Here is a 14,373-nt window from a genome sequence, read left to right as displayed (position 1 = left end):
GAGCTGTTTAATGAATCAGTTTGCACTTTTACACATTACAGATTCGGAATACTGTTTTCCTGTATCTGAAAATGAAATTGTCATAAGGCTTCGTACAGCTAAAAATGACATTGAAAGAGCATATATCATCTACGAAAGCAAATATGTTATTGGCAATAGTCAGCAAAAGCTTCAGATGAAAAAGGAACTTTCAGGAGAGCTTTACGACTATTACTCTATCAGGCTTAAATTGGAAGACACCAGACTTGCCTATGTCTTTTACCTTTATGATGGAAAAGAGTATTACTATTTTTCTGAGGATGGCGCAACACTCACATATGATTTCACCAAGGGCTTTTACAATTTCTTCCAGTATCCCTACATTAACAGCGCCGATATCTTAAAAAAAGAAGAGTGGTTATCACAGGCCAGCTTTTATCAGATCTTTATCGACAGATTCTGCATGGCAGATGGAAACAAAGATAAGAACTATATTAACCTTAAGTGGGGCGACATTCCTAATGCCAAGAGTTTTGCGGGTGGCGATCTGAAAGGGATCATCTCCAAACTCGAATATATAAAGTCACTTGGATGTGATGCTCTTTACCTTACACCTATTTTCAAATCTCCGTCCAACCACAAGTATGATATTGTGGATTACTTTGAAGTAGATCCAAATTTTGGGGATGAGACAGATCTTACGAATCTGGTAAAAGAACTACATAACAGGGGAATGAAGCTGGTTCTGGATGCAGTTTTTAACCACGTAAGTGAGCTTAACGATAAATTCCAAGATGTAATATCAAAGGGAAAAGAGTCTGAGTATTACGACTGGTTTGTTATAAAAGGCGATTATCCTTGTGCTTCGCCGCTGAACTATGAGGTTTTTGCAGGATGTACATATATGCCCAAGTGGAATACATCAAACGTCCAAGTTCAAGATTATCTTATCTCTATCGCTACCTATTATATCAGGGAGTTTGACATAGATGGGTGGAGACTGGATGTATCTGATGAAATCAGCCATGATTTCTGGAGAAGGTTTCGAAAGGAAATTAAAGCAGCCAAAGAATCGGCAGTGATCATAGGCGAAAACTGGCATAATGCAAGTAATTACCTTAGGGGCGATCAGTACGACAGCATTATGAATTATGCATTTACTAAGGCTGCCTTAGATTATTTTGCTTATGGACAGTTGGATGCTCAGGGAATGGCCAATAAACTTAACGATATCCTGGCCAGAAATACTGATACCGTTAATGACATGATGCTTAACCTCCTTGATAGTCATGACACAGACAGATTTTTTAGCGAAGTTCATGAGGATAGAAAGAAACTTAAGGCTGCGCTGGCTCTTTTGTATTTGTTTCCTGGTGCGCCATCGATTTTTTATGGAACGGAGTGCTATACTGTTGGAGGCTATGATCCGGACTGCAGAAGATGCATGGATTTTGCAAAAGATAAAGAGGATACTCTTAATGACTATATAAAACAGTTGGCAGATATAAGAAAAAAGTGCAGCTTCCAGTTTAGCGGCACCCATATTTTTGCTTCGGAGGATAAAAAGCTCTTTTGCCTAAAGAGGCAGGGCAGAAATGGTGACGTGATGCTGTATATAAATGAATCAGAAAGCATTGGAAAAGAAAAAGATATTCAGGTAGCACCTGGAGACTTCAGATTATTTGTTTGTGGAGGAGAAGTTTTATGAAAGGTTTAAAAAATGCGTTCGCACTGCTTTTAATATCATCACTTGGTGTTTGCATGACAGCGTGTGGAAGTGATAACGTCAAGCAGGTTAAGTCAGCAGCTGATTCTGCAAATGGTGAGGTGATCACACTGCGTATTCTTGAAAATGATACTGCCAAGCAGGAGGGATACCTTGATGAACTCTTGTCCGCTTTTAATGAAGCGTATAAAGATAAAGGAATTCAGGCGGTTGATGCGAACATGGAGGAATATAGCAACCTTGCTGAAAACGGCCCTTATGGCTACGGCCCTGATGTGCTTTATCAGGCCAACGATAAGCTGATGGCCTACGCAGAAGATAAGCACATTCTGGCTCTTAACAGGGATGATTTTGAGTGTGCAAGCCTTATCCCGGAAGAAGCCTGGGATGCCTTTACCATAGCAGTTGATGGCAAACAGTACACTTGCGCCATTCCTGTTAATGTTCAGGAGCCCATGCTCTTTTATAGAAAAGATAAGCTGCCTGAAGACTGGGAATCACAGTGGGATGAGGATGGGGACAAGACTCCGGATTTCCTTCAGAACTGGAGCAGTTTGTACCAGTATTCCCAGCAAATTGTGGAGACATCTGATGGCCAGAACTATGGACTTGTTGCCTCCTGCAAGGATCTTTATATGATGGCACAGTTTGACTTTTCCTATGGCGGATATGTTTTTGGAAAAGATGAAAATGGCCTTACAAATGCAGAGGATGTCGGCTTTGGTAAAGGTGATGCTGCCAAGGGGATGTTAGGTCTTCGCCAGTTTGCAGGCCTTATGAATGAAGAGTGCATTGATGATTCTATTTCTCAGAACAGATATGCCAAGGTAGCTGATGGTACATATTTTTGCTCTATTTCAACTCCGGATACATATGTTCTTTTCCATGACAGGCTTGCAGATGTATATAAAGCTGAGGGAAGTAGCGATGAAGAAGCTGACCAGAAAGCTACTGAGAATCTGGGAATGGTTGAACTTCCTGGAAAAATGCCGGCTGATGGGGACTTAAGTAAAAAAGGAGATACCGTTGATACTGTAGTAATGGGTGGCGTTAACGGCTATGGAATCAGTGCTTATACAGAACACAGAGAAGCCTGCATTGAGTTCGTAAACTTTGCTACAAGTAGAGAAATGATAAAGAGAAGAGCAGAGATTCTTGGAGTTGCGCCAACAAGGTCAGATGTAGCAGAGGAAATGGGTGGAACAACAAGTATGATCTTTGAAAGTCTTAATGCCGGACATATAAGTCTTATGCCGTCTGTTAAGGCTGTTGATCAGATATGGGATCCGATGGGTACCCTTCTTAGTGATGTTGCCAAGGATGCCTTTAGAGAGAAAAAAGGTGAAACTGTCAAATATGCAGATGAAGCTTCCATGCAGGAAGCGCTGGATAAGGCATCAAAGAGTATCTACGATGCTATTTATACTTTGTCTAATTAAGGGAGCTCAACATGAATTCAAGAAATATTAAGACAAAATGCTCCTACGTTATAATGGGACTTGGGCAATTCCTGTACGGGCAGAGAATAAAGGGAATGCTTTATATGGCAGTACTTGCCTTATATTTGTGGTATCTTTTTACCGTCGGATTTGGAGATATGGCAGGTTTTTTTACCCTTGGAACTGTGGAGGGTGATCCATGGCTTGGCACAAAGGGTGATGATTCTATCATCATGATGTTAAGGGGAATACTGGCATTTCTGATACTTATTTCAGTAATCGTGTTTTATCTCTCTAACATAAAAGATGTTAAGAACACAGAAAAGCTAGTGGAGCAGGGCAAGCCTGTTCCCGGCTTTTTAGCATCATTGATGCTGTTTGTGGATAAAAAGTTTTATGTTGTGGCTCTGTTTCTTCCGGTTGCGGGAGTTGCACTGTTCAACGTGCTTCCTATTATTTTCATGATCCTTATTGCCTTTACAAATTATGGTGGGGATATCGTTCCTCCCAAGCTAGTGGACTGGATAGGATTTGGGAATTTTATACAGATCTTTTCCCTGTCAGGAATAAAGGATACCTTTCTAAAGATACTTGGATGGAATGTGATCTGGGCAGTGTGCGCAACGACTCTTAACTATTTTGGAGGATTATTTCTGGCACTTCTTCTAAATAAGAAATGTGTTAGGGGAAAGACCTTTTGGAGAGCCTTCCCTATTCTTGCATACGCCGTTCCGGGATTTATTACCCTTTTGGGATTCAAGTTCATGTTCTCTTATGGCGGACCTATCAATTACTACCTGAAAGTTATGGGACTTGCGCCGGTGGGATTTTTGGATATTGATGCCGGATGGAAAGCTAGAATTATAGGTCTTTTAGTTAATGCCTGGATATCAATACCTACTTCAATGTTGCTGGCTACAGGAATACTTTCAAACATGAACAATGAACTCTATGAGGCTGCCAGCCTCGACGGAGCAGGAAGATGGAAGCAGTTTACAAAGCTCACACTTCCTTTTGTGGTGTTTTCTACAACGCCAACACTGATCACCAGCTTTGTAGGGAATTTCAACAACTTTGGTGTATTCTACTTTCTAAGGGGAGGCCTTTATTTGGATGATTATTTCCTTGCAAGTGATACAGACCTTCTCATTAACTGGCTCTATAACCTCTCTATTGACAATAATTACTATGGAATAGGCGCGGCAGTCAGCCTTATCATTTTCATTATTACTTCGGTGATTTCTCTGGTAACATACGTTAATTCATCAGCATTTAAAAAGGAGGATACTTTCAGATGAAAAAAGAACGACTTTCAGAAGCTGTCGTTACACATATAGTACTTATCTTAGTATCCTTCATATTCTTTTTTCCGGTGTTGTGGCTTGTATTGGCTTCATTTTCAGCCTCTGGATCAATTTATGATTATGACGGATTTTTTCCAAAAAGCTATAGCCTTGGGACCTATCTCAAATTGTTTACGGATACACAGATGTATGACTATCCAAGCTGGCTTAGGAATACTCTTTTTGTGGCTGTTTTCTCCTGTGTACTGTCTACAGTACTGGTAATTCTGACAGCATATACCATGAGCAGATTCAGATTCAAAATGAGAAAACCGCTTATGAAGACCACCTTGGTACTTAGTATGTTCCCTAGCTTTATGGGAATGACGGCTGTGTATCTTATAATGATCAATTTCAATCTGATAAACAATCTGTGGAGCCTTATACTGGTCTATTCAGCAGGAGCACCTATGGGATATCTGGTTCAGAAGGGATATTTTGACACCATAAGCAATTCAATCTATGAAGCTGCTAGAATTGACGGCGCTTCCAACCCTGTGATTTTCTGGAAAGTCACAATGCCATTGTCCAAGCCGATACTGGTATATACTGCGCTGACTTCTTTTGCCTGGCCCTGGAGTGATTTCATTCTTCCTAATTTGCTGTTAAAAAATCGTGATCTATGGACTGTTGCTGTTGGGCTTACTCATTTAGGGGAAACTGAGTTCTCAAGATTTGCGGCAGGAGCTATTTTTATTGCGGTACCAATTGTTATCTTATATTTTTCTTTGTCAGGATTTCTTGTGACAGGAGTATCTGATGGTGCTGTGAAGCAGTAACAGTTTATTACATAATCACTATTTAAATATAAATAATTTTAAGATTTTTCTTGAAAACAATTTTTAATCATATTAGCCTTTTCTTAGGACGTCTGAATCTTACCTAAGAGGAGGCTATTATTTTGAATAAAGAGCAATTACATCAGTACATTACCGAAAGTAGCGGGAACGAGAGCAACATCTGTCAGATATATGCGATTAAAGATGGTTCTACTGTTTATGATGATTGCTGGCATGGCTTTAAAACAATAGATGCGATGAATGTCAATTCTGTGACCAAAGGCCTGATGGGGCTGCTTGCCGGGATTGCACTGGATGAGGGGTATATTAAGAGCGTAGATCAGAAGGTGATGGATTTCTTTCCGGATTACACTGTAAAGCGTGGTGAGAAAACTATCTATGATGTAACGATCAGGCATTTGCTTACAATGACAGCTCCATATAAGGGCAAGTCAGAACCCTGGAAAAAAGTGTGTACTTCACAGGACTTTACTCTTGCCATACTTGATTATCTTGGAGGTCGTAAGGGAATCACGGGAGAGTTCAGGTATGCTACCCTTGGTATTCAGATTCTGACAGGAATAATCGAGAGAGCGACAGGGGAGAAATGCATTGATTTTGCCAACAGGAAGCTGTTTGAACCGCTGAATCTTCCAAAGAGAATACCACACGGAGATAGCTCCAAGGAAGATCAGTTTGATTTCTTCATGAACAAAAATCCCAGGAAATATGAGTGGTATACTGACCCTCAAGGCAGTGTTACTGCAGGGTGGGGATTGTGTATGTCGGCAAAAGATATGGCTGTAGTCGGAGAACTTGTTCTTAATGGTGGGATGTGCGATGGCAGGAAGATTGTTTCTGAGAGCTACTTAAAAGATATGCTGACACCTCATATTAAGCTTGGAGAGCGATTTGGCCACATGAACTACGGCTACTTATGGTATAAGCCTTATGACGACAGAGAAATTTATGCGGCGATTGGTGACAGTGGAAATATAATCTATGTAAACAAAGAGGAAAATGTTTCAGTAGGGATTACGGGTACATTCAAGCCAAGGATTTTTGATAGAGTGGAGTTCATAGAGGAAAAAGTGTTACCGATTCTATAGGGATTAGGTTCTAGAAGATCATCACGTAGCGATTTTGTTTGATTAGCATATAATAAACCGGAGTTACCTATAATAATGGAGAAAATGAATAATTTAGTAGATATTAGTGTTTCATACCAAAAGATTAGATGGAAAGGATAAAGGGAACGAGAATGGTTAAGCATGTGATTTTATGGACACTTAAGGATGAATTTTCTGCAGAGGAGAAGGCAACTATTAAGCAGGGGATCAAAGAAGGGCTTGAGGGATTAAAGGGCAAGGTCCCCGGGATCGTTGATATCAAGGTTAACATCAATGGCCTTGAGTCCTCTAACGCAGACCTGATGCTTGATTCAACTTTTGAGAGCGTAGAGGCACTTAAGGGATATTCTGTACATCCCGAGCATGTAGCAGTAGCTGATTCTAAGGTAAGACCTTATACCAAGATCAGAAGCTGCCTGGATTATGAGGCTTAAGGCATGGGGATTACAGATGGAAGGAAAACTGTAATGGTCATAGCTGTTAGCGCATGCCTTTTAGGTGAGAACTGCAAATATAACGGTGGGAATAACTACAGCGAGAAGGTCAGGGCTTTTTGTGAAGGTCATAAAGTGATTCCTATATGTCCTGAAGTAATGGGAGGACTTCCTACACCAAGGATTCCGGCTGAGATAGTGAACGGAGTTGTCACCAATAAAGAAGGCAAGGTTGTTGATAAAGAGTTCAGATCTGGAGCAGAGGCGGCCTTTAAGAAGATAATGGATGCAGGTGCTGAAGTATGTATTCTGCAGTCAAGAAGCCCAAGCTGCGGATTAAAAGAGGTTTACGATGGCTCTTTTACCGGGAAGAAGATTCCCGGAATGGGAGTTTTTGCGCAGATGGTTAGTGAAACTTCAATAAAGATGATTGATGTGGAGGACTTGGACTGAGGTTTAGAGGATGGAAAAATAGATAAGTTCACCACAGAGTCTGGGAAGTATCTGGAACTGATGGGAGCAATCATAGAGGTTTAAGAGAAAATTGGATAAGCAGGAGACTATTAAGTGAAAAGAAGATATTTAGCGCTGGGGATGCTTACGCTAGCCATAATATTGACGGGCTGTGGAGCTAAAACTGAGTCGGATGTGACAATTATTGGTGGGGCTGATGGACCGACATCTGTTTTTCTTGCGTCAAAGAACGATAAAGTCAGTTACACGCAGATTGATCAGGAAACAGCAAAGCTGATGATGGATCTTAATGATGGCCATGTGATTGTAGATGTCAGGCGCCAGGATGAGTATGATGAAGGACACATCCCGGGGGCTATATGTATTCCTAACGAAAGCATTACGGATTCTATGCCATCGGAACTTCCTGATCTTGAACAGATAATTCTTGTTTATTGCAGGAGTGGGAGACGCAGCAAAGAGGCAGCACAGAAACTTTTTGATATGGGATATACTAATGTCTATGAGTTTGGCGGAATCATCGACTGGACTGGAGAGATTGTTACAGAGGAGGCAAAAGAGACAGCTATGAAACTTTCTATTGATGGAAAAGAAATGCCGGTTACATGGGAAGATAATACCTCGGTAAATGAGCTGAAGGAAATCTGCCCTCTCAAAGTAAACATGTCAATGTATGGCGGCTTTGAGCAGGTTGGATCAATAGGGCAGAGCATAAGCCGGGATGACAAGCAGATCACAACAGAGTTTGGGGATATAGTTCTTTATTCGGGAAATCAGATTGTGGTTTTCTATGGCTCAAATTCCTGGGCATATACTAAGCTTGGGCACATTGATCTATCTGAGGAAGAGCTGACACAGCTTCTTGGTAATGATGATGTTGTTTTAGAGATAGAGTAAGGTATAAATTCACAGTTTTTTGGAGAATCAATCTGATGAAAATAGAGCATATTGCTATGTATGTGAATGACTTGGAAGCTGCAAGAGATTTCTTTTTAAAGTATCTCGACGGCACTTCTAATGATGGTTATCATAACAAGAATACAGACTTTCGGTCTTACTTTATCTCTTTTGAAGATGGAGCAAGATTGGAGTTGATGACAAAATCTCAGATCATAGATGCAGAAAGGCCTCTGTCAAGGGCAGGATATGCACATATAGCTTTCTCTGTTGGGAGTAAGGAAAAGGTTGATGAACTTACGGAGAAACTTAGAGCCGATGGCTATGAAGTTGTCAGCGGGCCGCGTACTACAGGAGATGGATATTATGAGAGCGGTATCGTGGCTATTGAAGGAAATCAGATAGAGATTACGGTTTGAGGAGATTTGGAGAGGAATGAAATATCTAAAATGGTTGAATCTGATACCGCTTATAATGTTCTTCATAGTAGATAAGCTGAGAGGAACATTGATCAGCAGGTATTTACTGATCATAATTGTGGTACTTGGAGTTATAAATATGCTTATTGCAAAAGGAATGAAAGAGTATTGTATTTCATCTCTGCTGCTTGTTGTATCGACTGTCGCTGGAATGATTCTCTACACGTATTATTACTACTATTATGTCAGTGCTGGTCCTGAGACTCCGATTTTTGGTGCGGCTATCATGATGGTTTATGGATTTATTGCTTTTGCTGTTGCGGCGGTTGGAACTGTTGTAGTGGTGATAAAGGATAGAATAACGCAAAAAGCATCGGAGGCATAGCCGCCTATAAAGGACAGATGGTGCGGATATAAGACAAAAGAGGACTGATTTAGGATCAAGAAGTTATTGTTTTGAACGATGGAGGTTAAGAAAATGAAGGAAAAAGTCAATGTAACTGATTATGCGTGCCTTATTACAAAGGCACTTCCCAAGGGAATCCTTTTAAATACCAATGCTGATAAGTTCAACACAATGGTAATAGGCTGGGGACATCTTGGAACCCTGTGGAATAAGCCAACTTTCCATGTTTATGTCCGCCAGGGAAGATTTACCAAGGGACAGCTTGATAAGGCGGGCGAATTTACAATCAGCGTTCCACTTGAAAATCCGGATCCTCAGATAAACAAGATCTGCGGATGGCAGTCAGGCTTTAATATCGACAAAGTAAAAGAGGCAGGGTTTGAGTTGGTGGATGCTGATACCATTAAGACCCCTGGAATTAAGCAGTATCCTCTGACTATCGAGTGCAAAGTTCTGTATGCACAGGATCAAGACCTTTCAAAGATTCCTGAAGATATTAGAGAAAAAACATATCCTCAGGATGTGGACGGGACATATCCTATGGCTAACAGAGATTTCCACACCATGTATGTTGGCGAGATAGTTGATGCTTATATCATCAAATAAAGGGAAATATGTATAAAATAGTAGCCAGACTTTCTGGAATTTAATTGGAGGTTTTGAAATGTTAAAAGTATATGGAAGTGAGATGTGTCCTGACTGCATTGAGTGTAAGTGCAATCTGGACAGAAACAATATAGAATATGACAATATTGACATCACAAATAGCCTTAAGGGCTTGAAGGAGTTTCTTAAACTCCGCGATAAGGACGCTACCTTTGATGATGCCAAGGACAATGGATACATTGGAATTCCTGCGCTTGTGACTGATGATGGCAAGCTCACTCTGGATTGGGAAAGCTTTTTTACTCAGCAGGGAATCGAGGTTGTTCATCCTGGGGAAGCGGGAGCAGCCTGTGGTATAGATGGCAAGGGATGCTGATGTTATCAAAATAAAGTAGTAGGAAACTATATGTGATTCGTATGATGAGCTTTCAGAACAGAAGAAATAGATAACTTTAGCTTTGCAGGTGAAATAGATGGTTAGATATAGAGAAATGGTTGCAGCAGACAATGATGCTGTTGCAAGGCTTGTGAGAAATAATCTGGAAAAACATAATCTTGATATTCCTGGAACAGTTTATTTTGACAAAGGGCTGAATCATCTAAGTGACTATTACGGTGTAGACGAGAGAAGATATTTCGTAATAGAAGATTCGCAGGGAAAGGTAATTGGTGGAATTGGTTTTGCGAAGTTAGATTTTATGGAAGAGACGGCTGAGCTTCAGAAACTGTATCTTGATGATTCTGTAAAAGGTTCAGGCCTTGGATATGAGCTTATATCATTTGTAGAAGACAAAATGAGAGCAGCTGGATATAAGTATTCATATCTGGAAACGCATGATAATCTACAGGCGGCAATTCATGTTTATGAGAAGTGTGGTTATAGTGAGATTGAAAAGCCTAAAGCGGTCGTACATAGCGCAATGAATAGGTTCTTTAAGAAGAGTTTGATTTAGTATAGGTATGGTAGTTATTTGGAGTAGCTTAACAGCTGCTCCTTTTCTTTTGCCAAAGTGATATAATTATGTTAGTCTAGACTAACTATAATCAAGGTGGAGAAATTGAATACTGGTGTGCGGATGCGGAGATGAAAGACAGGAAAACCGATATCAAATATATGAAGAAGTGTTTCCCTCAGACAAGATTCAAACTGGTTAAGAATGCAGGCCACGGCGGTCTTGCACCTTTCCAGCCTGAGAGACTTGTGAGAGGTTTGAGAGGAAAAGAAATTAAAGCATCTGAGGCAAAATCGGAAAATTCATATGTTTTGGGTTCAGATACAGACTGTATATAAAAAAATAACATCCCTAGGCTTGGGTGAAACGTCGTCACCTTTGCTGTGGATGTTATTTTTTTACTGATCTTTGATGAAGCTTAAGCCATCTCGACCATGTCCCTCATAAGAAATGCTTTTTGACTACGGTGAAGCATGCGCCACCATCGCCTTTTTATCGCTTAACAACTATCCCTGCCGCTCGTGAAGCATATGCCACGTAAAGTGAAATGGTTGTTTTTCTTATCTGCTTATATATACGAATGAAGATGTTGTTGTGGCAATAAAATTTTTTTATAATTGAAAGAGAAGGAGGAAACAGATGAGCAGAGTTAATTTTGGAGCAAAACCACTTATGTACCCACAGCCGGTTCTTATCATTGCAACATATGATGAGAATGGAGTACCAAATGCTATGAATGCAGCCTGGGGTATAACCACTGATTTTAAAGAGATTTCAATCAGTTTGTCTGAACACAAGACTACTGACAATCTCGCCAAAAGAGGAGCTTTCACAGTAAGCCTTGCGACAGAAGATCAGGTTATTCCTTGCGATTATGTTGGGATTGAATCGGGAAGAAAAGTACCTGACAAATTTGAAAAGGCTGGATTCCACGCGACAAAGAGCGAGTTTGTTGATGCTCCTTTAATTGATGAACTTCCTGTCGCTCTTGAGTGTAGAGTAAAGAGCTTTGAAGATGGAATTCTTGTTGGAGAAATTGTAAATGTCTCTGCGGATGAAAGCGTAGTGACAGATGGAGCTGTTGATATCACAAAAGTTAAGCCTATCAGCTTTGATCCCTTTGGTAATGGATATTACGGGATTGGAGTAAAAGTGGGCAATGCTTTTAAGGATGGAGCAAAGTTGAAGTAGGTCATATGATTGAACTTATGGGGGAGTCATGAAGTCAATCCTTATCAAAGATACAACTAAAGAAGAACGTGAACAGGTAGTGAAGAACTCTCTTGACTGCGGAGGCGGTTGTGAGAACTGCTCTTCGTGCTGGCTGGGCGGTGGAAGCCCCTGGGACATATATCAGGATTACATTGACGGAAAAAAAGAGATACGCGAGATAAACATGGAGTATATGGAAAAATATCGCCAGGACAGGCAGATACACTGAGGAGATTGTTGCTATGACAGATGCACCTGAGATAGAAAATTCCACTTCTGAAGAGCGCAGAGCATATATAAAAGAAAGATATCCATGTATTTCTGACTGTGACATGTGCGGACTTTGTAAGGTGTTCCACGGAAAGGACGCAGAAACAGCATATAAAGACTACATAGATGGCGCCAAGNAGTTTTTTTGAAGTCTCTGCGTACTACAAGTAAATAATGATGGTATTTGTAATTGAGAGTGTGGTTCAGTGCCCTGGAAGGAGCTTTTGTGCAGTTTGTTTTGTGATTGACATAACCGAAATTCTTAAGTAACATCAGAACAGTTGAATTTAAAAAGGCGCCCATTGCTACCGAGTAGTGGGATTAACGTCATTCTTTTACCATTAGGTCTTAGCAGGTAGGGGAATGGCGTATTTTATTATTTGGAGGATTTCAAATGAAGTGGATTAAAGCTATTAGCGAAGGAGTGAGTGCATCTTAAGGTATATTCAGAAGCGGATGAAGTCATATAGCGCGGCAGAGCTTTTTTGCATATAATGAGATATGAATGGAGTGAGTAAGTAATGGAATTGTTTGATGGAAGGCCAGAGACCTGTGAAGGCCGTTTGGATAGAGAAGTCAGGGTATACGACTATTTGGATAGACTTGGGATAGAGTACAAACGAGTTGATCATGAGCCGGCAAATACTATGGAGGCCTGTGAAGAGGTGGATAAAGTGCTGGGAACACTGATGTGCAAGAATCTTTTTCTTTGTAACAGACAGAAGACCAGGTTTTATCTATTGCTCATGCCAGGGGATAAGAAGTTCAAAACAAAAGAACTTTCAAGTCAGATAAATTCAGCCAGGCTTTCTTTTGCTGAAGCAGAAGATATGCTGAAATATCTGGATATTGAGCCTGGGGCGGTAAGTGTAATGGGACTAATGAATGACAAAAACCATGAAGTGCAGCTTCTTGTGGATGAGGATCTTAAGACATCTGAGTTTTTTGGCTGCCATCCATGTGTATGTACATCGAGCCTGAAGATCAGGACAACTGATATTTTTGAGAAGTTTCTACCGGAAGTAGGACATGAACCGCAGACAGTACACCTTGTAGGAGAGGATAGAGAATGAAATCAATTTTGATCAAAGATACAACAAGGGAGCAGAGAGAGCAGATAGTGGCAGAGTCCATAGGGAATATCAGTGGCTCATGCGACGGATGTATGTCCGGACTGGCAGATATGTACCAGGACTATATTGATGGTAAAAAAGAGATCCGCGAGATAAATATGGAATTTAGAGCGCACTATGAATCAGGTGTTGATGGACCAGAGAAGGCAGATTGTGGGTACAAACTATGACAGAGAATCAGATGGAATGGTCCAGGAAGCGCGATGAGCTGGTATCTGCAGTAAAGCAACTGGGATTTCCCAGAGAGCTTGGCGAACAAATTGCCAAACAGCTTGGAAGCCCGAAGGCAATGGACAGGATGTTGGCCTATCTCTACAATGTAAAGCCCAGAACTGCTGAGCTGATCGTGGATGAAATGCTGGCAATATGCAGCGATATAGACAATTGGCATAACAAGAAGGCTGCTGAAGAGGCCAATGCCAGGTATAATCAGATGCTTTATTACGGGCTGGGGGCGGAAGAAACTGATTAGTGCCAAGTATTTTGATTACACAGTTTCTTCATAAAAAATTAAGGCTGCTTTAAGGTTGGGATCATATCATGAATACATCAAGAATAACAAAACACTTCTTGATCCCCACACACTTTTTCATAACACATAAAGGCTACGCCAAAATGTTCGTAGCCTTCCTCCCTACAACAACCCGGTTTTTTATTGGGATTTAGCATAGATAAAGACCTCTTGAAATTAATAGCATGTGTGATACAATCATATTGCACAAAACATATAATTTCTAAGAGGTTTTTTGTTATGAATATTGCAGTAAGATACTGTTCTAAAACTAAATTTGGGAATACAAGGAGAATTGCAGAGGCGATAGCTGATGGGATTGGTGTAAAAGCAGTCAGCATAGCTGATGAACCAAGACTCCAAGACAAAGTAGACATTCTTTTTCTTGGTGGGGCTCCATATGCAAATATCATGGCTCCTGAGCTGAAAGAATATGCGGAAGAACTTGATCCTAAGATGGTTTCAAAGGTAGTTCTTTTTACAACTTCAAATTGGTCAAGAAGAACAGTCCTGGCGCTCAAGAAGATGCTTAAGGGTAAAGGGATTACTGTCTGTGAAGACTATTTTTATGCGCATATGCTGAATATAGATGGGAAACTTGAAGCGGCAAAAGAATTTGGGAAAAAGATGATGGAGTAATCGTGCCAACACATATTACACGA

Annotated in this window: 20 protein-coding genes; all 20 read left to right on the top strand. The window is 40.6% G+C overall.

Going from position 1 to position 14,373, the window contains the following annotated elements:
• Positions 1 to 10 precede the first annotated feature (10 nt).
• The 20 genes from BPR_RS13630 (at position 11) to BPR_RS13530 (ending at position 14,350) form a co-directional block, all read left to right on the top strand.
• Entirely contained in the window at positions 11 to 1,687 is a 1,677-nt protein-coding gene (locus tag BPR_RS13630; protein ID WP_013282070.1) for a glycoside hydrolase family 13 protein, read from the top strand.
• Entirely contained in the window at positions 1,684 to 3,144 is a 1,461-nt protein-coding gene (locus BPR_RS13625) for a sugar ABC transporter substrate-binding protein (RefSeq protein ID WP_013282069.1), read from the top strand. The genes BPR_RS13630 and BPR_RS13625 overlap by 4 nt, the downstream gene beginning before the upstream one ends.
• An 11-nt stretch (positions 3,145 to 3,155) precedes the next feature.
• Positions 3,156 to 4,442, top strand: a complete 1,287-nt coding sequence (locus tag BPR_RS13620; protein ID WP_013282068.1) for a carbohydrate ABC transporter permease — start codon at positions 3,156 to 3,158, stop codon at positions 4,440 to 4,442.
• The gene (locus BPR_RS13615) at positions 4,439 to 5,266 is read left to right on the top strand and encodes a sugar ABC transporter permease (RefSeq protein WP_013282067.1); all 828 of its coding nucleotides are present in this window, start codon (positions 4,439 to 4,441) and stop codon (positions 5,264 to 5,266) included. The genes BPR_RS13620 and BPR_RS13615 overlap by 4 nt, the downstream gene beginning before the upstream one ends.
• 122 nt (positions 5,267 to 5,388) lie before the next feature.
• Positions 5,389 to 6,375, top strand: a complete 987-nt coding sequence (locus BPR_RS13610; RefSeq protein ID WP_013282066.1) for a serine hydrolase domain-containing protein — start codon at positions 5,389 to 5,391, stop codon at positions 6,373 to 6,375.
• Between the two features lie 152 nt (positions 6,376 to 6,527).
• Entirely contained in the window at positions 6,528 to 6,830 is a 303-nt protein-coding gene (locus BPR_RS13605) for a Dabb family protein (RefSeq protein WP_013282065.1), read from the top strand.
• 33 nt (positions 6,831 to 6,863) lie between these two features.
• Positions 6,864 to 7,283, top strand: coding sequence for a DUF523 domain-containing protein (locus BPR_RS13600; protein ID WP_013282064.1), 420 nt, complete (start codon positions 6,864 to 6,866; stop codon positions 7,281 to 7,283).
• A 114-nt stretch (positions 7,284 to 7,397) separates the two neighbouring features.
• A complete protein-coding gene (locus BPR_RS21545; RefSeq protein WP_013282063.1) occupies positions 7,398 to 8,201 on the top strand; it encodes a cyclophilin-like fold protein in 804 nt (267 codons plus the stop codon).
• Positions 8,202 to 8,236: 35 nt separating this feature from the next.
• Positions 8,237 to 8,620: a VOC family protein gene (locus BPR_RS13585; protein WP_013282062.1), complete on the top strand. Its 384-nt coding sequence runs from the start codon at positions 8,237 to 8,239 to the stop codon at positions 8,618 to 8,620.
• Between the two features lie 16 nt (positions 8,621 to 8,636).
• Complete coding sequence (locus BPR_RS13580; RefSeq protein WP_013282061.1) at positions 8,637 to 9,005, top strand: hypothetical protein; 369 nt, start codon at positions 8,637 to 8,639, stop codon at positions 9,003 to 9,005.
• A gap of 93 nt (positions 9,006 to 9,098) precedes the next feature.
• A complete protein-coding gene (locus tag BPR_RS13575; protein ID WP_013282060.1) occupies positions 9,099 to 9,632 on the top strand; it encodes a flavin reductase in 534 nt (177 codons plus the stop codon).
• A gap of 58 nt (positions 9,633 to 9,690) precedes the next feature.
• Positions 9,691 to 10,008 carry a glutaredoxin gene (locus BPR_RS13570; RefSeq protein ID WP_013282059.1) on the top strand — a complete coding sequence of 106 codons (318 nt, stop codon included), beginning with the start codon at positions 9,691 to 9,693 and terminating at the stop codon, positions 10,006 to 10,008.
• Between the two features lie 97 nt (positions 10,009 to 10,105).
• Positions 10,106 to 10,585 (top strand): GNAT family N-acetyltransferase, encoded by a 480-nt coding sequence (locus BPR_RS13565; protein WP_013282058.1) that lies wholly within the window; start codon positions 10,106 to 10,108, stop codon positions 10,583 to 10,585.
• Between the two features lie 131 nt (positions 10,586 to 10,716).
• Positions 10,717 to 10,923 carry a hypothetical protein gene (locus BPR_RS13560; protein ID WP_013282057.1) on the top strand — a complete coding sequence of 69 codons (207 nt, stop codon included), beginning with the start codon at positions 10,717 to 10,719 and terminating at the stop codon, positions 10,921 to 10,923.
• Positions 10,924 to 11,224: 301 nt separating this feature from the next.
• The gene (locus tag BPR_RS13555) at positions 11,225 to 11,776 is read left to right on the top strand and encodes a flavin reductase family protein (RefSeq protein WP_013282056.1); all 552 of its coding nucleotides are present in this window, start codon (positions 11,225 to 11,227) and stop codon (positions 11,774 to 11,776) included.
• A 28-nt stretch (positions 11,777 to 11,804) separates the two neighbouring features.
• The gene (locus tag BPR_RS13550) at positions 11,805 to 12,026 is read left to right on the top strand and encodes a hypothetical protein (protein ID WP_013282055.1); all 222 of its coding nucleotides are present in this window, start codon (positions 11,805 to 11,807) and stop codon (positions 12,024 to 12,026) included.
• Between the two features lie 562 nt (positions 12,027 to 12,588).
• Positions 12,589 to 13,140, top strand: coding sequence for a prolyl-tRNA synthetase associated domain-containing protein (locus tag BPR_RS13545; RefSeq protein WP_013282053.1), 552 nt, complete (start codon positions 12,589 to 12,591; stop codon positions 13,138 to 13,140).
• The gene (locus BPR_RS13540) at positions 13,137 to 13,370 is read left to right on the top strand and encodes a purine biosynthesis protein PurH (protein WP_013282052.1); all 234 of its coding nucleotides are present in this window, start codon (positions 13,137 to 13,139) and stop codon (positions 13,368 to 13,370) included. Before BPR_RS13545 ends, BPR_RS13540 begins: the two co-directional genes overlap by 4 nt.
• Complete coding sequence (locus tag BPR_RS13535; protein ID WP_042257124.1) at positions 13,367 to 13,672, top strand: hypothetical protein; 306 nt, start codon at positions 13,367 to 13,369, stop codon at positions 13,670 to 13,672. Before BPR_RS13540 ends, BPR_RS13535 begins: the two co-directional genes overlap by 4 nt.
• A gap of 279 nt (positions 13,673 to 13,951) precedes the next feature.
• Entirely contained in the window at positions 13,952 to 14,350 is a 399-nt protein-coding gene (locus tag BPR_RS13530) for a flavodoxin family protein (RefSeq protein WP_013282050.1), read from the top strand.
• Positions 14,351 to 14,373 lie beyond the last annotated feature (23 nt).

It is taken from the genome of Butyrivibrio proteoclasticus B316, from assembly GCF_000145035.1.
Lineage (GTDB): Bacteria > Bacillota > Clostridia > Lachnospirales > Lachnospiraceae > Butyrivibrio > Butyrivibrio proteoclasticus.
Note: the sequence above shows the minus strand (reverse complement) of the source record. Positions and strands in the feature narration are given on the sequence as shown.